This window comes from Pseudomonas mangrovi (genome assembly GCF_003052585.1).
GTDB lineage: Bacteria > Pseudomonadota > Gammaproteobacteria > Pseudomonadales > Pseudomonadaceae > Aquipseudomonas > Aquipseudomonas mangrovi.
Genome location: NZ_QASN01000021.1, coordinates 372,992 through 396,964, shown reverse-complemented (window position 1 = coordinate 396,964; position 23,973 = coordinate 372,992). Strand labels below are relative to the sequence as shown.

General features: G+C 65.9%; 23 protein-coding genes and 1 pseudogene. 20 read left to right on the top strand and 4 right to left on the bottom strand.

Features of this window, described 5'->3' with window-relative positions; translation table 11 throughout:
* The 9 genes and pseudogenes from DBO85_RS18135 to DBO85_RS18100 all read left to right on the top strand — a co-directional run.
* A partial coding sequence (locus DBO85_RS18135) for a type VI secretion system Vgr family protein (RefSeq protein ID WP_146168220.1) occupies positions 1-1,369 on the top strand: 1,369 nt, incomplete at its 5' end.
* Positions 1,370-1,396: 27 nt separating this feature from the next.
* Complete coding sequence (locus tag DBO85_RS18130; RefSeq protein WP_108109061.1) at positions 1,397-1,870, top strand: DUF6484 domain-containing protein; 474 nt, start codon at positions 1,397-1,399, stop codon at positions 1,868-1,870.
* A gap of 15 nt (positions 1,871-1,885) precedes the next feature.
* A complete protein-coding gene (locus DBO85_RS18125) occupies positions 1,886-2,998 on the top strand; it encodes a DUF2169 family type VI secretion system accessory protein (RefSeq protein WP_108109059.1) in 1,113 nt (370 codons plus the stop codon).
* Positions 2,995-4,035: a hypothetical protein gene (locus DBO85_RS18120; protein WP_407681487.1), complete on the top strand. Its 1,041-nt coding sequence runs from the start codon at positions 2,995-2,997 to the stop codon at positions 4,033-4,035. Before DBO85_RS18125 ends, DBO85_RS18120 begins: the two co-directional genes overlap by 4 nt.
* A pseudogene (locus DBO85_RS19795) lies at positions 4,035-4,517 on the top strand (DUF4150 domain-containing protein); the annotation flags it as partial. The gene DBO85_RS18120 and the pseudogene DBO85_RS19795, both read left to right, overlap by 1 nt.
* 177 nt (positions 4,518-4,694) lie before the next feature.
* Positions 4,695-5,297: an HNH/endonuclease VII fold toxin-2 domain-containing protein gene (locus DBO85_RS18115; RefSeq protein ID WP_456107132.1), complete on the top strand. Its 603-nt coding sequence runs from the start codon at positions 4,695-4,697 to the stop codon at positions 5,295-5,297.
* 118 nt (positions 5,298-5,415) lie between these two features.
* The gene (locus tag DBO85_RS18110; RefSeq protein WP_146168219.1) at positions 5,416-6,330 is read left to right on the top strand and encodes a beta propeller repeat protein; all 915 of its coding nucleotides are present in this window, start codon (positions 5,416-5,418) and stop codon (positions 6,328-6,330) included.
* Positions 6,331-6,486: 156 nt separating this feature from the next.
* Complete coding sequence (locus DBO85_RS18105) at positions 6,487-7,740, top strand: TIGR02270 family protein (RefSeq protein ID WP_108109050.1); 1,254 nt, start codon at positions 6,487-6,489, stop codon at positions 7,738-7,740.
* 185 nt (positions 7,741-7,925) lie between these two features.
* Positions 7,926-8,552, top strand: a complete 627-nt coding sequence (locus tag DBO85_RS18100) for a LysE family transporter (protein ID WP_108109048.1) — start codon at positions 7,926-7,928, stop codon at positions 8,550-8,552.
* A gap of 86 nt (positions 8,553-8,638) precedes the next feature.
* On the opposite strand, the gene DBO85_RS18095 is transcribed toward DBO85_RS18100, so the two are convergent.
* From DBO85_RS18095 to DBO85_RS18085, 4 genes are all read right to left on the bottom strand, one after another.
* Positions 8,639-9,421, bottom strand: a complete 783-nt coding sequence (locus DBO85_RS18095) for an outer membrane protein (RefSeq protein WP_158268907.1) — start codon at positions 9,419-9,421, stop codon at positions 8,639-8,641.
* A gap of 131 nt (positions 9,422-9,552) precedes the next feature.
* Positions 9,553-9,948 (bottom strand): hypothetical protein, encoded by a 396-nt coding sequence (locus tag DBO85_RS18090; protein WP_146168218.1) that lies wholly within the window; start codon positions 9,946-9,948, stop codon positions 9,553-9,555.
* A gap of 318 nt (positions 9,949-10,266) precedes the next feature.
* Positions 10,267-10,398 carry a hypothetical protein gene (locus tag DBO85_RS19555; protein WP_267895619.1) on the bottom strand — a complete coding sequence of 44 codons (132 nt, stop codon included), beginning with the start codon at positions 10,396-10,398 and terminating at the stop codon, positions 10,267-10,269.
* 61 nt (positions 10,399-10,459) lie between these two features.
* A complete protein-coding gene (locus tag DBO85_RS18085) occupies positions 10,460-10,972 on the bottom strand; it encodes a hypothetical protein (RefSeq protein ID WP_108109042.1) in 513 nt (170 codons plus the stop codon).
* Positions 10,973-11,238: 266 nt separating this feature from the next.
* On the opposite strand from DBO85_RS18085, the gene DBO85_RS18080 reads away from it, so the two are divergent.
* The 11 genes from DBO85_RS18080 (at position 11,239) to DBO85_RS18030 (ending at position 23,942) form a co-directional block, all read left to right on the top strand.
* Positions 11,239-11,862, top strand: a complete 624-nt coding sequence (locus tag DBO85_RS18080) for a CDP-alcohol phosphatidyltransferase family protein (RefSeq protein ID WP_108109040.1) — start codon at positions 11,239-11,241, stop codon at positions 11,860-11,862.
* Between the two features lie 11 nt (positions 11,863-11,873).
* Entirely contained in the window at positions 11,874-13,631 is a 1,758-nt protein-coding gene (locus DBO85_RS18075; RefSeq protein ID WP_108109038.1) for a bifunctional alpha/beta hydrolase/class I SAM-dependent methyltransferase, read from the top strand.
* Positions 13,631-14,989 (top strand): phosphatase PAP2/dual specificity phosphatase family protein, encoded by a 1,359-nt coding sequence (locus DBO85_RS18070; RefSeq protein ID WP_108109036.1) that lies wholly within the window; start codon positions 13,631-13,633, stop codon positions 14,987-14,989. The genes DBO85_RS18075 and DBO85_RS18070 overlap by 1 nt, the downstream gene beginning before the upstream one ends.
* A complete protein-coding gene (locus DBO85_RS18065) occupies positions 14,979-15,410 on the top strand; it encodes a hypothetical protein (RefSeq protein WP_108109034.1) in 432 nt (143 codons plus the stop codon). Before DBO85_RS18070 ends, DBO85_RS18065 begins: the two co-directional genes overlap by 11 nt.
* 12 nt (positions 15,411-15,422) lie before the next feature.
* A complete protein-coding gene (locus DBO85_RS18060; RefSeq protein WP_108109032.1) occupies positions 15,423-16,106 on the top strand; it encodes a lysophospholipid acyltransferase family protein in 684 nt (227 codons plus the stop codon).
* Complete coding sequence (locus DBO85_RS18055) at positions 16,106-17,038, top strand: phosphatidate cytidylyltransferase (RefSeq protein WP_108109030.1); 933 nt, start codon at positions 16,106-16,108, stop codon at positions 17,036-17,038. The genes DBO85_RS18060 and DBO85_RS18055 overlap by 1 nt, the downstream gene beginning before the upstream one ends.
* A gap of 536 nt (positions 17,039-17,574) precedes the next feature.
* Positions 17,575-17,820 (top strand): acyl carrier protein, encoded by a 246-nt coding sequence (locus DBO85_RS18050; protein WP_108109028.1) that lies wholly within the window; start codon positions 17,575-17,577, stop codon positions 17,818-17,820.
* A 3-nt stretch (positions 17,821-17,823) separates the two neighbouring features.
* A complete protein-coding gene (locus tag DBO85_RS18045; protein ID WP_108109026.1) occupies positions 17,824-20,424 on the top strand; it encodes an aminotransferase class III-fold pyridoxal phosphate-dependent enzyme in 2,601 nt (866 codons plus the stop codon).
* 27 nt (positions 20,425-20,451) lie between these two features.
* Positions 20,452-21,609 carry an acyl-CoA dehydrogenase family protein gene (locus DBO85_RS18040; protein WP_108109024.1) on the top strand — a complete coding sequence of 386 codons (1,158 nt, stop codon included), beginning with the start codon at positions 20,452-20,454 and terminating at the stop codon, positions 21,607-21,609.
* Positions 21,602-22,909, top strand: a complete 1,308-nt coding sequence (locus tag DBO85_RS18035; protein WP_108109022.1) for a fatty acid desaturase — start codon at positions 21,602-21,604, stop codon at positions 22,907-22,909. Before DBO85_RS18040 ends, DBO85_RS18035 begins: the two co-directional genes overlap by 8 nt.
* Positions 22,910-22,922: 13 nt before the next feature.
* Complete coding sequence (locus DBO85_RS18030; protein ID WP_108109020.1) at positions 22,923-23,942, top strand: ferredoxin--NADP reductase; 1,020 nt, start codon at positions 22,923-22,925, stop codon at positions 23,940-23,942.
* The last annotated feature ends 31 nt before the right edge of the window (positions 23,943-23,973 follow it).

Genomic DNA, 23,973 nt, shown 5'->3' with positions numbered 1-23,973 from the left:
CCGCATCGAGGCCATCCAGACCCAGTTCGAGCGCGTCCAGCTGCGCGGCAAGGCGCGTGGAGTCGGCACCGGCCACCTGTTCAAACTGACCAACTATCCGCGCAGCGACCAGAATCGCGAATACCTGGTGATCTCTGCCAGCTACCAGATCTCCCAGGAGAGCGTCGAGTCCGGGCATGGTGGTGGCGACCAGTATCAGAGCTCGCTGGTCTGCATCGAGGCCAGCCAGCCCTACCGGCTGCTGCCGATGACGGTACGGCCGATCGTCCAGGGTCCGCAGACCGCGATGGTGGTCGGGCCCCAGGGCGAGGAAATCTGGACCGACCAGTACGGCCGGATCAAGGTGCACTTCTACTGGGACCGGCACGACCAGTCCAACGAGAACAGCTCCTGCTGGATTCGTGTGTCGCAGTACTGGGCCGGCAAGAGCTGGGGCTCGATCCACGTGCCGCGGATCGGCCAGGAGGTGATCGTCAGCTTTCTCGAGGGCGACCCCGACCGGCCGATCGTTTCAGGCCGGGTCTACAACGCCGAGCAGCCGGTGCCCTACGAGTTGCCGGCCAACGCCACCCAGAGCGGGATCAAGAGCCGGTCGAGCAAGGGCGGTACGCCGGCCAACTTCAATGAAATCCGCATGGAGGACAAGAAGGGCGAGGAGCAGCTGTTCATCCATGCCGAGAAGAACCAGGACATCGAGGTCGAAAACGACGAGACCCACTGGGTCGGCCACGACCGCACCAAGACCATCGACAACGACGAGACCGTGCACGTCAAGCATGACCGCACCGAGACGGTGGACAACAACGAGACCATCACCATCGGTGTCGACCGTACCGAGAAGGTCGGCAACAACGAAACCATCACCATCGGTGTCGATCGCACCGAGAGCGTCGGTAGCAACGAGACGATCAGCATCGGCACCAACCGCAGCGAGACCGTCGGCAGTGACGAGACCATCAGCATCGGGGCCAACCGCAGCGAAACCGTCGGCAACGACGAAACCATCAGCATTGGCGCGAACCGCAGCGAAACGGTAGGCAGCAATGAAACCATCAGCATCGGCAGCAACCAGAGCGTCGACGTTGGCAACAACCAGAGCACCAGCATCGGCAAGAGCGAGTCGCGCAATGTCGGCCAGGACCGCTCCACCAGTGTCGGCAAGAACGACAGCGTCAACGTCGGCAAGAACTTTTCGCTCAACGCCGGTGACTCCATCACCCTGACCACGGGTTCGGCCAGCATCAGCATGAAAAAGGACGGCACCATCGTCATCCGCGGCAAGAACATCACCGTGGACGGCTCGGGCGCGATCACCATCAAGGCCAGCAAGAACGTCACCGTCAAGGGCCAGAAGATATTGCAGAACTGAGCCCGCGCTCGGTCAGGGAGGAACCTCATGCCAGTCGAATACCACAACCCCAGCCAGACCCGCCTCGACGGCGTCGTGATCGGCGTGCTGCTCGATGTGCCCAGTGCCGCCGCTCCCGTGGTGGCCTACCCCGGTTGCCCGGTGGCCACCGGCATCGCCGCCAGCACCACCACCAGCCTCAGCCGCGACGACATCGGCTGCCAGGTCGCGCTGATGTTCGTCGCCGGCGATCCGAGCCGGCCACTGGTCATCGGTCGCATCCAGCGCCTGCCGAGCGAGTCGACGCCAGCGGCTGCCGCGCAGGCGCCGACCCAGGTCGCCGTTGCCCACCTGGATGGTGAGCGCCTGGAGCTGTCCGCCGAGCGCGAGATCGTCCTGCGCTGCGGCAAGGCCAGCATCACCCTGACCCGTGAGGGCAAGGTGCTGATCCGCGGTGCCTACCTGTCGAGTCGCTCCAGCGGGGTGAATCGCATCCGCGGCGGTTCGGTGCAGATCAACTAGAAGGTTTCCCGGCATATGGAATTGCTCAACGCCACGCAACTGGCCGCCGCCTACACCCAGGGCCTGGCACCCGACGGCCGCGAATCTCTGGTGGTGATCGCCAAGGGCACCTTCGACCTGCCGCTGGACGGCCGCGAAGCGCGTTTGCTGGAGGCACAACAACCGCTGCTGATGGCCGATGAATACTTCGGCGAGCCCGGCCTTTCGGCACCTCTACGGGAGATGGACTTCGCCCCGATCAAGCCCTTCTGCGACGTGCTGGTGCACGGCAATGCCCGCTCGCCGGGTGGAAAGCCCGTCTCCCAGCTGACGGTTGGCGTGCGCGTCGGCCGGGTGAGCAAGGCGTTCTCCGTCCTCGGCCCGCGGCAGTGGCAACCAGGCCTGCTCGGCGTCGCCGCCGGCCTGCCGCAGCCCTTCGTCGAACAGCCGATCGGCTACGCCCAGGCCTTCGGTGGCAGCCATCCGCTGAAGGACAACCCCGAACAGCAGCACTGCTACATGGAGAACCCGGCGGGCATCGGCTGGTATCACCGCAGTGCGGATAATGGCGAGATCGTCGGCATGCCGATGCCGGTCACCGAAGAGCTGGGCAAGCCGATCGACAGCCCGCATGGCGACTTCCGCCCCATGGCGCTGGGCCCGATCGGCCGCCACTGGACGCCGCGCGCCGGATTCGCCGGCACCTACGACGAGGCCTGGCTGGCCGACTGCTTTCCGTTCCTGCCCGCCGACTTCGACAACCGTTACTTCCAGGCCGCGTCGGCAGACCAGCAGACCGAGTACCTGCAGGGCGGTGAAGAGGTGCTGCTGCTCAACCTCACCGCCCAGGAACGCGCCAGCTTTCGCATTCCCCGGCTGCAGGTGCCGGTGACCTTCTTTCTCAACCAGGGCGGCCATGAAACGGTGCATGCGGTCATCGACACCCTGCTGATCGACACCGACGCCGGCCAGGTGCAACTCACCTGGCGCACCAGCCGGCCACTCAAACGCAACATGTTCGAGATCGCCCAGGTGCTGGTCGGCACGCGATCACGCGCCTGGTGGCGCGCCCGCGAGCTGGGCAAGGACTACCACGCCGGGCTCGGCGAACTGGTTCGCGCCCGGCGCCTGCCGGCGGAGAACGAATGATGGGCGCCCTGTGCATCTTCGGCACCGGCATGGTCAGCGCCGTTGGCCTCAGTGCCCCGGCCAGTTGCGCTGCGATTCGCTGTGCCATCGACAACTTCCAGGAAACCCGATTCATCGATCGCGGCGGCGAATGGCTGCTCGGCGCCAGCGTACCGCTGGAGCAGTCCTGGCGCGGCCGCAGCAAGCTGATAAAGATGGCTGCACGTGCTATTGCCGAAGCCCTGCAGGGCACTCCAGGCATCGATCCGGCGCAGACCCCGCTGCTGCTTGGGGTTGCGGAGCAGGAGCGGCCGGGCAGGCTCGCCGGCCTGGATGGCCAACTGCTGAAAGATATCGAACAGGAGCTGGGCCTGGCTTTTCACCCCAGCTCCAGCATCATCGCCCGCGGCCGGGTCAGTGGTGCCGTCGCATTGCTCAACGCGCGCAAGCTGGTTTACCAGGGCGGCCATCGACATGTGCTGATCGCCGGCGTCGACTCTTTTCTCAATGCAACGACCCTGACAACTTACGAGGAGCGGCAGCGCCTGCTCAGTAGCCAGAACTCCAATGGCTTCATTCCCGGCGAGGGGGCTGCGGCGGTGGTGGTTGGCGCGCCTTTCGTCAGCGAAGAGCCGCAGCTGGCCTGCCTCGGGCTTGGGTTCGGCATGGAGCCGGCAACGGTCGAAAGCGAGGAGATACCCCTGCGCGCCGAGGGCCTGACCCAGGCCATCCGCGCTGCCCTGGCAGAAGTGGGCTGCGGTCTGGAGAAGATGGACTACCGCGTCACCGACCTGTCCGGCGAGCAGTACTACTTCAAGGAGGCGTCGCTGGCGCTGAGCCGCACGCTGCGGGTGCGCAAGGAGTTCTTCCATCTCTGGCACCCGGCCGACTGCATCGGTGAGGTGGGCGCCGCCATCGGCCCGGCCATGCTCGTGGTGGCCCTGGCCGCCTGCCGCAAGGCCTACGGCGACGGCCCCAACGTTCTCTGCCACCTCGGCAATGACGCCGGCCAACGCGCCGCCGCGATACTCCGCTACCAACCGGTGAGGGCTGGCTGATGGCCAACGAGGTCTACGCCAACAACATGGAAGTGTCCTGCAAGTCGGCTGATGGCAAGTCCATCGCCAGCTTCCCGGACGTCTGCTTTACCCCGCCCCAGGCACCCCCGACACCACCCGGCGTGCCCATTCCCTACCCCAACACCGGGATGGCCAAGGACACCACCAACGGCACCCGCACGATCAAGATCACCGGCAAGGAAGTGATGCTCAAGAACAAGAGCTACTTCAAGACCAGCTACGGCGATGAGGCCGGCTGTGCGCCGAAGAAAGGCGTTATCACCAGCAAGATCAAGGGCAAGGTGTACTTCACCTCATGGTCGATGAATGTGAAGTTCGAAGGGGAGAATGTGGTACGGATGATGGACCTGACCACTCACAACCACGGATCGGCGCCGGGGAACACGCCGCCCTGGATGTACATGGATGGCACAGCGATGCCAGACGGTCCTTGCAAGGAACAAACCACAGCCACGCAAAAGTGCGTGGAGAAACACGTCAAGCAGAACACCCACAAGGACAAGCGCAGGAGCCATAACAAGCCAACAGCAACCAAGGTCCTGGCCGAAACCGACGACGACGCGGTGGACTGGAAGGCGCTGCTGGAGGAGGACGACGGCAAGCATGCGTTCTACAACAAGAAAGGCGCTCTCGATTCCATGTGCGAAGACGAGGAGTGCAAGGACAAGTTCGATTGCAACCTGCTGCCCTTCGACTTCGGCTGCTGCGATGGAAAAACGCCGCACCATGTGATTCCTGCTCACTGCTTCATGCCTGCCGGTGAACGGAAAACAGGCGACGGCGGACGCTATCCCGGCGCAGAAAAGTATGACGACACCAAGGCGCCCTGCATCTGCCTGGAGGGTGCCACCAAAAGCGATACCGGACCTGGCGGGCTTAAAGAGCATGGCCGCGTTCATGCAATCATCGATGTGAAAGAAGATGAGTTCATGAGCAGCAGCCCGGTAATGGGCAAAACCGGCCAGCGAACGAAAAAGGGCCAGCCCATGGTGAAAAAGGAGGCTGGCACCTGGACGTTCAAACAGGCCAACGACGAAGGCTCCAAGGCCGTCACCGAGGTCAAGCAGGACTGCAGTACTGCGTGCATGGCCGCGCAGAGTGAGTCCGCTCACCGGAACATGGGGTTGGATGTCGGCCCAGGTAAATCAGAGAAACTTCTTCTGCGCGCCGATTCTGGAGGCAATCGTACGCCGGATGGCTTCGTTCCCGGCGGCACCTACTCAGCGCCGTCGGGCGTCTAAGGAAGGCTCGCAACGCTCGTTCCCTCCGAGAAGCCCTCGGCAGGCTACCTGATGATTGGTGCCCCATTGCGGCATGAGCATTCCTTAAACCTTCCATACACTTTCAATGGAGTTCGAGATGTCGGGACAGAAAGTACCCATCTTTTTTCTGGCGGGTTTCTATGGGCGCAAGGACGCTCTCGGTATCCTCAGCTATCCAAAGATGCTCGCCAGCAACACCGAGTTTTGCCGGTTTTTTACCCATATCAATGGTCAGTGGGGGAAAACCGACCTGGATTTCCAGTGCAAATCGCTTACCTACCTGAGTAACCCTTCGCAGAACTATCGCGGCTGGTGGATTCTCGGGCGCAACGGGGAAGTGCAGGAGCTGAGCACGGCGGGCCAGCGAAAAGAGCAGATTGAAGGTGCAGGCCTGAATTTCAGCGAGCCCTATGGCTATCTGGAAGCCATCAAGAACATCAACGGTTCACTTTATGCCTGTGGTTACGGTCGACAGGTATACCAGCGGCAAGGAGATGAGTGGCTCTCGATCGCGGACAGCATCCTGACCCGAGAAAGTGCACACGGCTTTTTCGATATCGACGGCCTGAACGGAAGCGGCCTTTATGCCGTGGGTTGGCAGGGCGAAATCTATTTCTACGATGGCGCGACCTGGCATGCCGATGAAAGCCCGACGAATGCCCACTTGGCCGGTGTCAAATGCCTGCCGGACGGCCAGGTGTGGATATGCGGAAACCTCGGTGTCGTGATGCACGGTGCTTTTGGCAACTGGCAGATGGTTGATAGCAACGGACTCGAAAAGAACTGGTATTCCATCGAAATTTTCCAGGGCACGCCCTATCTCGCTGGCAACAATTTCCTGGCCAAAATCGAGAATAACCAGATAGTCCCAGTTGATACCGGCCTGGGGCGGCAAGTGACCACCCACAGACTGCACGCCAACGAAGGAACGCTATGGTCAATCGGCGAAGAAGATATCCTGGCCTTCGATGGGCATAGCTGGACCGAGCTCCACCATGGGGACAATGCCTGATCCTACTGATCGAACCTTGAAGCCCGTGCCCAGAAGCGAGAACTGTGCTGCCAGCCCATTCGCGAGCCCGCCGGCCTTTGCCAGGGACTCACACAGATCGAACACTCGCTGGATCACTGAGCAGAGCGGCGAGGCCTTACCAAGAGCCTACCCAATATGAGCACCGCCACCGTCTCCAACGTCCTCGACCAGCACCTCGAAGAGGCTGCCTTTCTCGCCGAGCTGCGCGACTACGCGGTGCGTGCGCCGCACTACGACCTGCGCCACCTGCAGCGGCTGGAGGAGCGCATCGAGGCGCACCTGGACGGTCTGCGCATCGCCGGGTCGGCCGCGCAGGACGCGTTGGCGGCGCAACTGCATCCGCAGGCCATGGGCGAGCTGTTTGTCTGTAACGTGCTGGCGCTGGAGCGCGAGGATCTGCCGACCTGCGCTGCGCTGCTGCGTGAGTACGGCAGCTCGTCCGAGACCGAACGCGCGCTGAGCGCTGCTCTCGGCTGGCTGGACTGGGCACGTATTGAAGCGCCGGTCGAGCGCATGCTCGCCTCTGCCGACCCGCTGGCACGCCGGCTGGGTCTCGCCGCCTGCGGCATGCATCGCCGCGATCCCGGCCCGGCGCTGCTCGCCGCATTGGCGCATGCCGACCCCAGAGTACTGGCGCGGGCGGCGCGCACGGCGGGTGAGCTGCGCCGCCATGACCTGATGATCGAGTTGCGTGTGCATCGCCTGCACGAAGACACCGCCGTGCGCTTCTGGTGCAACTGGGCCACCGCCCAGCTGGGTGACGAGGAAGCCCTGGCGGTGCTGCGCGACTTCGCGGCCGAGGAGAGCGAGTGGCAGTTCCGCGCTCTGCCGGTGCTGCTCGCCTGGCAACCGCGTGAGCTGTCCATGGCCTGGATTCGCCAGCTGACCCAGGACCCGGCCCGGCGCCGCCTGGCGATCCGCGCCGCCGGGCTGTTCGGCGATCCGCAGACCGTCCCCTGGCTGATCCGCCAGATGCAGGAGCCACCTTTGGCCCGCGCCGCCGGCGAAGCCTTTGCACTGATCACCGGTGCCGACCTGGCCGAGCTGGATCTGGAGCTCAGGAACACACTGGACTACGACGCCGGCCCCAGCGACGACCCGGACGATCCCGAGGTCGCTATGGACCCCGACACCGACCTGGCCTGGCCCGATCCGGCACTGGTTGCGGCCTGGTGGCAAGCCAATGAGCAGCGCTTCGCCAATGGCCAGGCCCATCTGCTCGGTGCACCGCTGAGCGAAGCCCAGTGCCGTCAGGTCCTGCGCAAGGGCTGGCAGCGCCAGCGTGTTGCAGCGGCCGCGCTGCTCGCCCGTTTCCAGCCCAGGCAGGTGCTGTTCCCCTGCAGCGCACCGGTGCCGCGGCAGCAAAGCCTGTTGAGCGAACTGAAGTAGCGGTGCGGCCGGCTAGGTGCGGCCGGCGAGGTGCGGCCAGCCAGGTGCGGCCAGCCCTGGTCACCGTAGGGCGCAATAAGCGAAGCGCATTGCGCCGCCACTCGCTGTCCCCGAACTTTCCGGACGCGCACCGGGGGCGTAGATTAGCTCCCCCCTACGCCCGTCGAACCTCGTCCGGAGCCCGCATGTACTGGAACGAATTTCTCACCATCGCCCTGATCCACCTGCTGGCAGTCGCCAGCCCCGGGCCGGACTTCGCGGTGGTTGTGCGCGAGAGCGTGGTGCGTGGGCGCAGGGCGGGGCTGTTCACGGCGCTGGGCGTCGGCAGCGGCATCCTGATCCACGTGACCTATTCGCTGCTGGGCATCGGCCTGATCGTTTCCCAGTCGATCCTGCTGTTCAGCATTCTCAAGTGGCTCGCCGCCGCCTACCTGCTGTACATCGGCATCAAGGCGCTGCGTGCCCGGCCGATGGATGCGGCGTCGATGGAGGGCGAGACGACCGTGGCGCGTTCGGCACTGGCCGCGTTCAGTACCGGTTTCATCACCAACGGCCTGAACCCCAAGGCCACGCTGTTCTTCCTGTCGCTGTTCGCGGTGGTGATCGACCCGAACACCCCGCTGTCGGTGCAGCTGGGCTACGGCGCTTACCTGACCGGCGCCACCGCGCTCTGGTTCTGCCTGGTCGCGCTGCTGTTCAGTCAGCAGCGGGTGCGCGCGGGCTTTGCGCGCATGGGGCACTGGTTCGACCGCCTGACCGGCGCGGTGCTGGTTGGACTAGGCATCAAGCTGGCGCTGACCCAGGCTCGCTGAATCGCGACGCTGGATAGACCTCGCTTTACAACGCTTCAGGCAGGCAGAATCAATCGCAGCCCTCGGCGTCGTTCCTGGCGCGCTGATCAGAATTGATAAGACAGGCCAAGCGTCAGGCTCTGGGTGCGGAAGTCGACCGAGCTATCCATCTCGTTTGCGAACAGCGGAAAGGCCGGGTTGGTGACGACAGCTGATGCCTCGATCCTGCCGTAGTCGGCGTACAGATACTCACCCCTCAGTCGCCACGCATCGCTCAGCGCGTACTCGCCGCCCGCGCCGACCACCCAGCCCGTGCGGGTCTTTTTCTCACTGCCGCTACCGCTAGCGCCTACGCCGAGAAAGTTGTCCCGGAACTGCGCATCCAGGCGAACCTGGGTGAATGCCACTCCACCGGTCACGTAGGTCAGCCAGCGCTGCTCGGCCCAGCCAAGACGCCCACGCAACGTCGCCTGCCAATCGGCGCTGACCGACATCCGATTGCGAAAGGCTCCGGTGGCAGCCGACAGGTACTCCGCACCCGAGGTGTCGGACGCATCGAAATCCAGGCTACTGGCACTCGCCTCGAGGCCGAAATAGAGGTTGCCGCGCTGCTGCCCGTATCCGGCTAAGAAGGTGCCGGAAAATCCTCGTTCGGTGAGTGTCGTCGCCGTGACAGCGTCGATCTGTTCGGGATCCGGCGAGGTGAAGTAGGAACCGGGAAAGCCGTCCCGCGTTTGCACATCGGTCTCTGCCGCGCCCTGTGCGGCGCCGACGCCGAAGCCCAGATAGGCGCCCGACCAGTCGACCGATGATGCTTGCGCCTGGGTGGCGAGCATCAGGTTGATCAATGCACAACTGCCCAGGGTGGTGAGCGCAGAGTTGCGAGACATGATTTCTCCTACATTTCTGTCCTTGATTGGGTGCTGCAGCATATACGCGACAACAGGAAGGTTTCAGCCCAAAAACCAGACCAGCCCATGGCCAGTTCTATCGCACCGTGAAATGGCTTCCGAGAACGGTCCTACCAGTCACGCACTTGCAGACGGCTGTTTGCCGCAGCGTCCATCAGCGCCTGCAGCTGGACGCAGAGTGCCCGGTAGTCGGCGTGAAGCGCGGAGTCGATATACAGGACGGGACGGAAATCCCAGCCCTGAAGGTCTTGTGCGAGAAACAGCTCGCGCCCCCGTGCGCTGACGATCCACCCGGGCCAGCCGAAACGCGGGTTGGCCCAGGGCTCTGCGCTGTGCATGAAGTCTGCTCGCCCGCCGATCTCCTCGGCCCGGTAGCACAGCAGGCCGTAGACCGAAGCGTCGTCCGCGACGGGCGGCATGATGACGTCGGTGCAGAGCTGCTGCACTCCGTCGATGGGATCTCCCGAGCGGATCTGCAGGATCGGCTCGGCGAGCAACCCGCTCAACCCGGCCTCGCGTACCGCTTGCCAGAACCCGGGGCCCCAGGTAGCTGGCGGTCCATTCGCCGATGCCCGCCACCTCACGCGGACGCAGCGTGACCTTGCTCAGGCGCAGGCCACGCAGCAGGCGAATGGGCTGCGTGCCTCCGGCGTCCAGCGGTGATGTGCTCAGCCAGGCATCGTGGTTGCGGCGGTAAGCCGCGTCGCTCTCCGGTACCGTCTTGCGACAGACCACGACAAAATGCTCGAGGGAGGTCCATTCGGCATCCGACAGCTGCCATTGTGCCGAGATGACCATCCCGCCGCGGGCATCGCCCAGCAGCATCAGGCTAGGCAAGGCGGGGTGGGAGATATCCAGCGCCAGGCCGTGGGCTCCGAGTACACCTGCGGAGTCACCTTGGCCAGCAGCGCCTGAGTAGCCGGCACTTGGGCCTGCAGATGGACGATCAGCGTCACACGTTTCTCCTCGATGACCGCTAGCTGGCCATGAGTAGCCAGTGCGGCGGCGGATGTCTCTTCAGCCCTTGCGCGGCGGGATCACCGTTGTCTGCTTGAACTGCAGCACCTGCACACCGTCCACCGAGCAACGGGTAACAGCCCGAACGATGCGGCCTTCGCCCCCCGCAGCCGTGTATTGGGGATTGATGAACAGACGCTCGTTGCCCTTGAGCGGCACGACATAGCTGAAGGTCCGCGCGTTGCGTTCGATCAGCTCGCCTGGGTTACCGAAATTCGAGGGCGAGTCCTGATAGCCGCTGCACTGCATCTCCACATCGCGACCGGCCGAGTCGTACTCCAGGATGTAGCCGTACCACATGCAGGGCTTGGGCTTCTGGTTGAAAACGCAGGTGCCATTGACCTTGTAGGTAAGCTCCTGCGCCTCACGCCGGATGGCCCACTGCCCGTCGACCTGATGCATTTCCCCCTGGCTGAAGGAGAGCACCTGGAAAGCACCGGTATCGTCGACTTCTGCCTGTGCCGTCGTGCCGACCAAACCGAGGAGCAATATGGCTGGAAATCGTCTGATCATTCATAACTCTCCATGTTGGAAAACCGAGACCGCAGGCCGCGCTGGCGTTGTTTACATCAGCTCCCTGGTGCTGTCGAGCCGGCGATTCCGGCCTGTGTCGAGGTGCACATTCGCCGCTCTTGCGTCCCGCACGTAGCCCCACCTGGTGGAACGGTGCATGGTGGCTTCACAGCCCTAGTCCCGGTCACAGATTCAACCCGCCAGACTTGCCCCCCGCCCGTGCAGGAGTAAGCTGCGCGACGCCCCACTGAAAAGGAACTTCCCGCATGGCCTCCATCTATCAGCTCAAGCCGCGTTTCCAGGCATTGCTGCGGCCGTTGGTGGTGCGTCTGCATGCAGCAGGCGTGACCGCCAATCAGGTCACCCTTGGCGCGGCCATCGGGTCGCTGATCATCGCCGCGCTGGTGGCCGGCTTTGCTCGCCATCACTGGCTGTTCGCACTGATTCCGGTTTGGATGTTCCTGCGCATGGCGCTGAACGCCATCGACGGCATGCTTGCCCGCGAGTTCGGCCAGCAGTCGACCCTGGGCGCCTATCTCAACGAGTTGTGCGATGTGATCGCCGACGCCGCGCTGTACCTGCCGTTCGCCCTGATCGCCGGGGTGTCGCCGATCTACGTGGTGCTGGTGGTGCTGCTCGGGGTGATCAGCGAGTACGCCGGGGTGATGGGGCCGATGGTCGGTGCCAGCCGGCGCTATGATGGCCCGATGGGCAAGAGCGACCGGGCCTTCTGCTTCGGCGTGCTCGGTGCCGGTGTTGCCAGCGGTCTGCTACCGATCATCTGGATCGACCCGCTGCTGATCCTGATCGCCGCCCTGCTCGGCTACACCTTATTCAATCGCGTGCGCCGCGGACTGGCGCAAGCGCAATCGCAAGACCATCAGGCATAGGGAAATCGACGATGAGAGATTGCCAACAGAGCACCTTTACCACCCATGACGGCGTCGAGCTGTTCTACCGTCACTGGCCGGCCACGCAGGCCGACGCGACGGGGGCACGCAAGGCGGTGGTGATGTTCCACCGTGGCCACGAACATTCCGGGCGCATGGCGCATCTGGTAGACGAGCTGGACCTGCCGGACTACGACTTCTTCGCCTGGGACGCCCGCGGCCATGGCGAATCGCCCGGCGCACGTGGCGACAGCCCGAGCTTCGCCACCAGCGTGCGTGACGTGCAGACCTTCATCGAGCATATCGGCAGCCAGCACGGCATCGCCCAGGAAGATCTGGCGGTGCTGGCGCAGAGTGTCGGCGCGGTCATCGTCAGCACCTGGGTGCACGACTACGCGCCGCGCATCCGCGCCCTGGTGCTCGCCTCGCCGGCGTTCAAGGTCAAGCTCTACGTACCCTTCGCGCGGCCGGGTCTTGCCGCGATGCGTGCCTGGCGCGGCAACTTCTTCGTCGACAGCTACGTCAAGGCGCGCTTCCTTACCCATGACCCTGCGCGCATCGCCAGCTACGACAGCGACCCGCTGATCGCCAAGGCGATCTCGGTGAACATGCTGCTCGGCCTCTACGAAGCGGCGGATCGCGTGGTCGCCGATGCCCAGGCGATCCAGGTGCCGACCCAGCTGCTGATCTCCGGCAGCGACTTCGTCGTCAGCCGCAAGCCGCAGGAGCAGTTCTTCGAGCGCCTGGGCAGCGCGCGCAAGGAGAAGCACATCCTCCCCGGCTTCTTCCATGACACCCTCGGCGAGCGTGATCGCCACCTGGCGGTGAGCCGCGCACGGCGCTTCATCGAGCACAACTTCGCCGAGCCGCTGGCACTGCCGAGCCTGCTTGACGCGGACCAGGTGGGGCACAGCTGCGCCGAGTCCGAATGCCTGGCCGCGCCGCTGCCGCGCAATTCGCCGAGCGATCTCTACTGGCGTGCCACCCGCGCCGGGCTGAAGCTCGGTTCGGGGCTCTCCGATGGCGTGAAGCTGGGCTTCGATACCGGCTTCGACTCCGGCAGCACCCTCGACTACGTCTACCGCAACCAGCCTGCCGGCAAGAGCGGCCTGGGCCGGATGATCGACCGCAACTACCTGAATGCGATCGGTTGGCGCGGCATTCGCCAGCGCAAGCTGCACGTCGAGGAGCTGCTGCGCCTGGCCATGCACCGGCTGCGCGAGGATGGCTGTGAGGTGCGCATCGTCGATATCGCCGCCGGCCACGGCCGCTACATCCTCGAAGCGCTGGAAGGCGTGGAGCTGACGCCTGAGTCGATCCTGCTGCGCGACTACAGCGACATCAACGTGCGTGACGGCCAGGCACTGATCGAAGCCAAGGGCCTTGGCGAGATCGCCCGCTTCGTCAAGGGTGACGCCTTCGACCGTGCCGACCTCGCCGCGCTTGATCCCAAGCCGAGCCTGGCGGTGGTCTCCGGGCTCTACGAGCTGTTCGGCGACAACGGCATGGTCGGCGGTTCGCTGGCCGGTCTGGGCGAGGCGGTCGAGCCCGGCGGCTTTCTGGTCTACACCGGCCAGCCCTGGCATCCGCAGCTGGAGTTCATCGCCCGCGCGCTGTCCAGCCACCGTGACGGCCAGCCCTGGGTCATGCGCCGGCGCAGCCAGCTGGAGATGGATCAGCTGGTCGAGGCCGCAGGCTTCAAGCGTATCGACCTGCGTGTCGACGAATGGGGAATCTTCAGCGTCGGTCTGGCGCAGAAGGTGCGCTGATGCCCGGCTCGATTCCCGCGCAACGCCAGGCCGGGCTATGGAAGCGCGGCCTGTTCTGGCTGCTGCTGCTCGGCCCGTTCTTCTTCGCCAGTTACGGGCTGGCGACCTGGGTCACCGCACAGCGCAGCGACGTTGGCAGCCTGGTCTTCGGCTGGGAGGCGCAGATGCCGTTCTGGGCCTGGAGCATCGTGCCCTACTGGTCGATCGACCTGCTCTACGGCATCTCGTTGCTGATCTGCGCCAGCCGCGCCGAGCTGGATGCCCATGCGCGGCGGCTGTTCACCGCACAGATAGTCGCGGTCAGCTGCTTCCTGTTGTTCCCGCTGCGCTTCACCTTCCAGCGTCCGGAAATGGACGGCGTCTTCGGTCTGATGTTCGACGTGCTCGGCGCCTTCGACAAACCCTTCAATCAGGCACCGTCACTGCATATCGCGCTGCTGGTGATCCTCTGGGTGTGCTTCGCCAATCACGTCCGAGGGCTCTGGCGCTGGCTACTGCACGGCTGGTTCGCGCTGATCGGCGTGTCGGTGCTGACCACCTGGCAACACCACTTCATCGACCTGCCGACCGGTGCGCTGCTCGGCTGGCTGTGCGTCTGGCTCTGGCCGAGCGACAGACCCAGCTCGCTGACCCATCCGGACATCGCCCGCCAGCCGCGGCGCTGGAGCCTGGCCAGCCGTTACCTGCTTGGTGCGGTGCTTTGCGCAGTGCCGGCGTTTACCCTGGGCGGCACCTGGCTCTGGCTGCTGTGGCCGGGCGTGGCGCTGTTGCTGGTGGCACTCAACTACGCGCTGTTCGGCGCCCAGGGTTTCCAGAAGGGCGCCGATGGCCGTCTGAGCCCTGCCAGCCGCTGGCTGCTGGCGCCTTATCTGGGCGCGGCCTGGATCAATTCGCGTCTGTGGACCCGCGGCAAGCCGCATGCGGTGGAGGTGTGTGATGGCGTATGGCTGGGAAGACTGCCGTCGAGCCGTGAGCTGGCGCAGAGCCCGTTCACCGGCGTCGTCGACATGAGCGCCGAGCTGTCCGCCGCACCAGCCGGGCGAATCTACCGCAGCCTGCCGGTGCTGGATCTGACCGCGCCGGATGCACAGACCTGCCTGCAGGCCGCAAAGGCCATCGAGGCGTTGCGCCGACTGGGCCCGACGCTGGTCTGCTGCGCGCTGGGCTATTCGCGCAGCGCCACCGCGGTGATCGCCTGGCTGCTGCATACCGGGCGGGCGCGGGATCTGGAGGAGGCCGTCGCACGGGTGCGTCAGGCGCGTCCGCAGATGGTCATAGGCGCGGCCCAGCGTGATGCCCTGAGCGGCATTGGCCGGGAGCCGACAGCACCAGCGGCGGTGCTCGCCCATGGTGCCTGAAGCCGCGGTGACGGCCGCCCTGCTGCGTCAGGGCCGGCTGCTCGATGGCTGTTCAACCGCATTGCTGCTGGTCGGCGCCGCGGCAGGTCTTGCCCAGTTGCTCGGTGCGCGGCAAGACCTGTGGGTCGCGGCAATCTGCCTCGGCCTGGTAATGGCGGGACTCGTGCAAAAATACTGGGCCCTGCGGGTGGCCTTCGATGCCGAGTTGTTCGAGCGTCTCGACCGGCTCACTCTCGCCGAGCTGGACGCTGCGCTACAGAGCCTCGGCCTGCTTGCCGACGGCAAGGGCGGAAGGGCGCTTGGCGACCGCTGCCAGGGCGCCTTGCGTCTGCTCAGGAACCAGGCGCTGCTGCTCGGCCTGCAAACGCTGCTGCTGCTCGGCGGCCTGCTTTACAGCCTGCTGTCGGCCCTGCCGACCTGAGGAGAACCACCGATGCTGGAAAAACTGTCTGCCTTCGCCATCACTTCGCTGGCGCGCATGCTGACCGGGGCACGCAGCCTCTGGCTCGGTTGCGCACCGGTCGCCACTCAGCGCATCTACTTCGCCAACCACAGCAGCCACGGCGACTTCGTCCTGCTCTGGGCCTCGCTGCCGCCGGAGTTGCGCGCGCGCACCCGGCCGGTCGCTGGCGCCGACTACTGGCAGAAGAGCGCGCTGCGCCGCTACATCATCAACAAGGTATTCAACGGCGTGCTGATTGACCGCGAGCGCAGCGACCCCGAGGCCAATCCGCTGCAGCCGATGCTCGATGCGCTGGAGACCGGCGACTCGCTGATCATCTTCCCGGAAGGTACACGCAACCTCGAGGATGGCCTGCTGCCGTTCAAGGGCGGCCTCTATCGCCTCGGCCTTGCGCGACCCGATGTCGAACTGGTGCCGGTGTGGATCGCCAACCTCAACCGGGTGATGCCCAAGGGGCGTGCGCTGCCGCTGCCGCTGCTGTGCTCGGTGAGCTTCGGCACGCCGCTGGCAATCGCCGAGAGCGAAAGCAAGGAGACTTTCCTCGGCCGCGCCCGCGAGGCACTGCTGGCGCTGGAGCCGGACGGCCAGCCGGATGTCGAGACGCCGGTACATCCTGTCGCAACCACGCCTGAACAGCCTGCGGAGCACGTCTGATGGATAACAACACCCTGCTGCTGTTTGCCGGCATCGGCGCGCTGCTGGCGCTGGCCTCGCTGATCGGCTTCATCCTAAAGCGCCGCAGCGGCGGCGCCGAGAACCTGGTGGTCGACAACCTGATCGCGCGCATCAACGCCTGGTGGGTGATGGTGGCGATCCTCGGCGTGGCTTTCTGGCTCGGCCACGTCGCGGTGATCGTACTGTTCTACCTGGTGTCCTTCTACGCCCTGCGCGAGTTCCTCACCCTGACGCCGACCCGGCGCAGCGACTACCCGGCGCTGGCCGCGGCTTTCTACCTGGTCCTGCCGCTGCAGTACCTGCTGATCGGCATCAGCTGGTACGGCATGTTCTCGATCTTCATTCCGGTCTACGTGTTCCTGCTGTTGCCGATCCTCGCGTCGCTGGGCGGCGACACCACGCGCTTCCTCGAACGCGCCTCCAAGGTGCAGTGGGGCCTGATGATCGCGGTGTTCTGCGTCTCCCACGTGCCGGCGCTGCTGACCCTGGACATCGTCGGCTATGAAGGCCGCAACCTGCTGCTGATCGCCTGGCTGGTGATGGTGGTGCAGCTCTCCGACGTGCTGCAGTACGTCTGCGGCAAGCTCGCCGGCAAGACCAAGATCGCCCCGCGGCTGTCGCCGTCGAAGACCGTGGAAGGCTTCGTTGGCGGTGTGGCGCTGGCCACCGGGGTCGGCGCGCTGCTGTTCTGGATCACCCCGTTCAGCTTCTGGCAGGCCGCCGGCATCGCCCTGCTGGTCAACCTGCTGGGCTTCTTCGGCGGCCTGGTGATGAGCGCGATCAAGCGCGACCGCGGCGTGAAGGACTGGGGCCACATGATCGAGGGTCACGGCGGCATGCTCGATCGGCTCGACTCGGTGTGCTTCGCCGCACCGATCTTCTTCCACGTGGTGCGCTACTACTGGGCCTGAGTGGCGCCCAGGCGCCGCGCACCAGGCGTCGTACGACCGCGTAGCGTCAGACCGCGCCGCCGACCGCCGGCAATGCGCGCCCGAACGCCCGCTTGATTGGTGACGCAGGCGACAGAGCCAGCTCATCCGCCCGCCAACGCGCTGATCGGGCATCCGTCCGACACCAGCGCCCCCGCGAACCTGATCGATCCGCTTTGCGACTGCGTTCGCAAAGCGAATCGATACCCGCCCAGCGGCACGCATTCAGCGCCGCCACCGATGACTGGCGCCAGCCCGCGCCGCGAAGGCCCTGCCCCGCGATCGCGGCGGCTGGCCAGCAATGGCCACTACTCCGGTCGGCGTATTGCACCGCTGTACTCAGGCACCGATCATCGCCGCCTGCCTCGGAACAAGACCGAATTGCACAAAATAATTACAAGTACAAGAAACATGCCGCAATTCATGCAATTCACGACGATTCATGCTGAATCAGCGCTGAATTGAGGGATAAACCAAACAGATTTGACGTGCTCTGCAGCACGCTGGAGACGTATCCGGTGAACCTCGACGAAGTCATTTCCCTGGTGGCCGACGTGGTCGCGTCGATGCTCGACATGGAGCCCCACGGGCTCGATCTGGAGCAGCCCTTTCACGAGCTGGGTATGGATTCGGTGATTGCCGTCGGGCTGTCGGCCGAGTTCGAGGATCGTCTGGGCGTGTCCCTGGACCCCGAGCTGGCGCTGGAGCACGACAGCGTCAGCAAGATCAGCCGCTACCTGCACTCCCAACTCCAGACGGGCTGACCCATGTCCACCTCCCTGCTCAATCGCACCCGTCAGGAGCTGCTGGCTTTTGTCGGCCTCGATGAATCCATCGTCCAGGCCAGCGGCACCCGCCTGACCACCGCCAGCGGCCAGACCCTGGTCGATTTCGTTGCCCAGTTCGGCGCGGTGCCCTTCGGCTATGGCGCGCCGCGCATCAGCGAGGCGGCGCGCGGCTTTCTCGACTCCGGCGCGGCCAGTTTCGTCCAGCCGCTGACCAATCCGCTGGCCGAGCAGCTCGCCGCGCGCCTGTTGCAACTGGCGCCCGGCAACCTGAGCCGCGCCGCCCTGGCCACCAGCGGCGCGGAGACCGTTGAGGCGGCGATCAAGCTGGCGCGTGCCGCCACCGGACGCGACCGCATCCTTGGTACCCACACCGGGTTTCATGGCAAGACCCAGGGCGCCGTCGGCGTCACCGGCAAGCCGATCTACCGCGAATCCTTCCGCGTGCCGGGCAGCGATTGCGAGCACGTGCCCTATGGCGACCTGGCCGCACTGGAAGAAGCCCTGGCCGGACGCAAGTTCGCCGCTTTCTTCGTCGAGCCGGTGCAGGGCGAAGCCGGCATGATCACACCGCCGGACGGCTACCTGCGCGCGGCCGGCGAGCTGTGCCGGCGCTACGGCAGCCTGTTCGTGGTCGACGAGATCCAGACCGGCCTGGGCCGCACCGGCCGTCTGTTCGCCTGCGAAAGCGAGGATCTGCAGCCGGACGTGCTGCTGCTGGCCAAGGCGCTGGGCGGCGGCCTGGTGCCGATTGGTGCCTGCCTGTACGCCGAACACTGCTGGAGCCGCGATTTCGACCGTTATCACAGCTCGACCTTCGGCGTGAACGGCTTCTCCGCGGCAGTCGGCCTGGCCGTGCTCGACGAGCTGAACGCCCAGGATGGCCGCCTGCTGAGCCAGATCGACAGCCTCGGGCGGCACCTGCGCGACGGCCTCGACAGCCTGGTCGCCTGTTATCCGGAGGTTTTCGAAGGGGTCGATGGCTGCGGCCTGATGCAGGGCCTGAAGTTCCGCCCCTGGCCGGGCGAGCGCCTCTACACCCTGGCGCTGGCCAGCTCGGTCGGCGCGCTGGTGCCGATCGTCTGCGGCTATCTCAAGGCCGCCCATGGCCTGTACTGCCTGCCGACCCTGAGCGAGAGCAACGTGCTGCGCATCCAGCCGTCGTTCGCCATTGCCCGCAGCGATATCGACCTTCTGCTCGAAGGGCTGCGGGGCGCGGCCGAGCTGATCGAGTCCGGCCAGCAGCACCGCCTGGTACTCCAGGCCCACGGTTTTGCCGCACCGCTGCGTCCGGTTGCCCGCTCCACCCCTCGCCAGGAACCGGCCGGCGGACGCTGCCTGGGACGCTTCGCCTTCCTGCTGCACCCGACCACCCAGGACAGCGTCAACGGCGACGCGGTGATCGCGCCGCTGGGCATCTCCAGCGCCGAAGCGGCGTTCATGAAGGATTGGCTCGGCGAATTCTCCGAGTGGTCCAAGCCGGACCTGGACACCGGTGTCACCTATCACGCGCGCCGGGTGCACAACGCCGCTGGTGACTATGTCGAGGGCTGGCTGGTCGGCAGTCTGCTGCAGCCGCGCGACCTGATGCGTCTGAGCCTGTCGCGGCGGCGCAAGCTGCTGCACAACTACCTGACCAGTGTGAAAGCGCTGGAGGTCGACTTCGTCGGTCTCGGCGCTTACACCTCGGTGATTTCCAGCGCCGGCCTGGACGTGGTCGGCCAGGGCTTCCATACCACCACCGGCAACAGCCTGACCGCGATGATCGGCGTCGAAGGCCTGGCCAGCGCCTGCCTGGCGCGGGGCAAACCATTGGCCAAACGTCTGACCGGGGTGATCGGCGCCTACGGCTCGGTCGGCCGCCTGGCCAGCCTCAAGCTCGGACGAATCTGCGAGCAGCTGGTGCTGCTGGGCAACGCCGCCAACCGCGCGGCAATGCAGGAGCTGACCCTGGTGGCCGGAGAGATCTACCGCGACGCACTGCTCGGCCTCTACAGCGGCGAACCGCATGGCATCGGCCGGGCCCTGGCCGGGTTGCTGGGCGAGGGCGGGGCGGCCAGCCTGCTGGCCCTGGGTGACGACGAGGCAGGCTTGACCGCACTGGTCGGCGAGGTCCAGCAGCGCGCCAGTGTCGCAGGCCGCCAGGCGCCGCTGACACTGGCCTCCGATCTGCAGCAATGGCTGCCGGAGCTGGAGGCGGTGATCTCGGCCACCTCCAACGGCGCCGCCTTCATCGACCCGGCCCTGCTGCGCGGCGGCGCGGTGATCTGCGACTGCGCGCAGCCGCCGGACATCCGCAACCATACCGGTGAGCAGCGCCCGGACATCGAGGTGGTGGAAGGCGGGCTGATCCGCCTGCCCGACGCCGACTACCGCTTCGGCAGCCAGAACCTCAACAACCTGCCGGCCGGCACTGCCTACAGCTGCCTGGCGGAAACCATGGTCCTGGCCATGGCCGGACGCCAGCGCGACTACAGCATCGGCCGCCGTCCGCCGCTCGCCGATGCCGAGGAAGTCCTGCGCCTGGCGCTGGATTTCGGCTTCGCCCCCGCCGTTCCCGAGCTGGCCGAAAAGGCCGGCTGAACCTCCACCTGCCAAGAGGCTGAACCCATGTCGATCCAGCAAGCCCGCGCCGCCACCGACCGCCTCCTTCCCGGCCTCACCGAGCGCCTGCGCAACCGTGGGCTGATGGCCCTCGAACAGGCCGAGCCGGCCGAGCTCTGCGCGCTGTTCCGTGAGTCGGGCGCCGCGGCGCTGCTGGTGCCGACCCAGGCCGGCGGCATGGGCGCCGCCCCCAGCGATACCCTGGCGGTGCTGCGGGCGGTTGGTTCGCTGTGCCCGTCGCTGGCGGTGATGATGACCATGCATCACCACACCATTGCCACCATCGTCCAGCTCGGCGGCATAGTGCCGGCGGCCGACGAACTGCTCGGTGCCATCGCCGCCAACCAGTTGCTGGTGGCCTCGGCCTTCGCCGAGGGCAAGCCCGGTTCGGCGATCTTCAATGCCAGCCTCAAGGCCAGCGCGGTGGAGGGTGGCTACCTGCTCAACGGCAGCAAGAAGCCCTGCACCATGAGCCACGGCATGGACGTGATCGTTGCCGGCGTGGCGCCGGCGAGCGGCGACGGCCAGGGTTTCGCGGTGATCTTTGCCGAGGGCAGCGGCATCGTCCGCGAGCGTTTCTGGCAGACCCCGGTGCTGGCCGCTTCCGACAGCAACGCGCTGGTGTTCCGCGATGTCTTCGTCCCCGACGACATGGTTCTGCTGGCCGAAGGCGAAGGGGCCGAGCAGGCGGCGGAAGTTGCCCAGGCCGCGTCACTGTCCGGGCTGTGCTGGTTCCAGTTGATGGTCGGCGCCAGCTATCTGGGCGTCGCCTCGGCACTGGTCGAGCGCCTGCTGGGCCGCCGCGGCGTCGCCGATCTGCAGCTGGCACAGCTGGCCATCGAACTGGAGGGCGCCTACCAGGCGCTGCTCGGCACCGCCAGCCTGCTGCAGCAGACCGACGCCGCCGACCCCGCGCTCTACAGCCAGGCGCTGTGCACCCGCTTCAGCGTCCAGGCGGCGATCGAGCGCGCCAGCAACCTGGCGGTCGAACTGCTCGGCGGCATGAGCTTCATCGCCTCGGACGAGGTTGCCTACCTGCTCGCCGCTTCGCGGGCGATCGGTTTCCACCCGGTCTCGCGCATGGCCGCCGTGCCGATGCTGGCGGATTACCTGCGGCAGACGACAGAGACTGCGGTCAGCGCGGGTGAGCCGGCCCATGTCTGAGCAACTGCAGGCGCACGCGGCGCTCAGCGGCCACGCTGATACCCCGGCGGAGCCGCATAGCCTCTATCCCAAGCGGCCGGCGAACGTCGGCCCACTGTTTCACGCCATTGCGATACCGCTGTTTGCGCTGTTGCTGCCGTTCAACGCACTGGCCATCGGCGCGATCCTGACGCTGGCGACCCTGCTGCAGCTGGGTCGCCGCCTGCTCTGTGCGATTCCCGGGGTGTCCGCCGGCGGCGCGGCGATCCGCGACGGCTACCATGCGCTGATCCAGCCGCTGGCCAACCGCGTGATGAAGGACCCGCGGGACGAGCCGATCCTCGCTGCGGCCATCACCCTGGCCTGCACCGCCTACGCGCTGCTGATCGCCCAGCTGATCATCGGCGAGTTGTCCTGGCCGCTGCTGATCGGCTTCTACGCCTTCGTCTTCGGCCCGAACATCCGCGCCTTCGTACGCTCGTTCAGCGCCATGCATCAGGAAGGCCATGGCCGTGGCGGCACCCTCAAGGGCGGCAGCCTGTGCGACCGGCTCACCGGCAACACCTTTCTCTACATCTTCTTCGCCGTGCCCATGGGCCTGGTGCCGCATGCCACCGCGCACCTGCAGCAACACCATCGCGAGAACGCCGGGCCGCTGGATATCTACGCCACCGCCCGCTACGACCACGCCAATGCCTGGCACTTCGTCGTCTACCTGGTGCGCGAGGTGATGTACCAGCAGTTGATGGTTTCGCCCTACCTGTACTTTCGCAGCCGCGGCAAGTCGGTGCAGGCGCGCAGCATGCTCACCGGCAACCTGATCTATTTCGGCCTGTTCGCCCTGCTCGCCTGGTACAGCCTGGAGCTGGCGGTGGCCTACATGCTGGTGCCCTGGTGCGCCGCCAACTTCCTGATGGGCGTCATCCACTGGTCGCAGCACGCCTTCTATGGCGGCCAGCAGGACCCCAAGGACTACATGTACAACACCGTCACCCTGCTGGAAAAGCCGGTGAACATGCTCAACGAGGGCTACCACGTCTGCCATCACCACTGGGCCAACGTGCACTGGTCGGAGAGTGCCGAGCTGTTCGAGAAGATCAAGCCGGAGATGGCCGCCGCAGGCTCCATGGTGTTCCGCGACCTGGGCGTGCTCGACCTGTTCCTGCTGCTGATGCTGCGTCGCTTCGACCGTCTCGCCGACAAGCTCGAGTGGTGGCAGCCGCTGAGCCACGCGGAGAAGGTCGAGTTGATCAGGCAGCGCTGCCGACCCGCCCCTATCGCCGAGCAGGAACGCGGCCACCAGCGCGCCGCTGCGGCCTGATGCGAGGTATCTCATGAGCAAGATGCTGAATCTGAAAGTCGTTGCCGTGGAAGCCGAGACCGCCGACGCGGTGACCATCCACCTCAAGCCGCCGTTCATGCGCAAGCTCGACTACCTGGCCGGCCAGTACCTGAGCCTGGAGTTCGATGCCGCCGGCACGCCGCAACGCCGCGCCTACTCGTTGAGCAGCACGCCAGGGCTGGACCGGCACCTGTCGATCACCGTCAAGCGCGTCGACGGAGGTCTGGTCTCGGCGCGTCTGGTCGAACAGCTGACGGCCGGCGACCGGGTGCGCAGCCTCGGCACCAGCGGTCGCTTCGTCCTTGCCCAGGGCGCCCGTCACCTGGTGATGCTGGCCGGCGGCAGCGGCATCACGCCGATCTTCTCGATCATCAAGCAGGCGCTGCATTTCGAACTCGACAGCCGGATCACGCTGATCTACTGCAACCGCAATCGGCAGTCGGTGATCTTTGCCGACAAGCTCGACCAATTGGCCGCGCGCTACCCGGGCCGGCTGCAGGTGATCCACCTGTTCTCCCGCCCGGAGGATGGCAGCGCCGGCGCGCGTCTGTGCCAGGAACGGGCCATGGAGCTGCTGGCACCGCTCAACGGCGAGCACACCCATTACTACCTCTGCGGGCCGGCCGGGATGATGCAGCAGGCGCGCGAGGCGCTGCGCAGCCTGCAGGTGGCCGACAACCGCGTGCACCTGGAGAACTTCGTCGCCCCGGTCAAGCCGGCAGCCGCGCCGACCGGCCTGGCCAGCCAGGTCCACCTGCACCTGCAGGGCCGCGAGTACAGCTTCGCCGTGAGTCCGGGGCAGACCATCCTCGAAGCCGCGCTGGCCCAGGGCGTCGAGCCGCCGTTCTCCTGCCGCAGTGGTTTCTGCACCGCCTGTGTTTGCACCCGCCTGACCGGCGAGGTGGAAATGGCCGAGGGACACGGACTGTCGCCAGCGGAACTGAAAATGGGCCAGGCGCTGATGTGCGTCGGCTACCCGAAGACCGCCGAGGTCCGCCTGACGGTGGACTGAAGGCCCGAGTCGAACATCCAGACATGAGAGG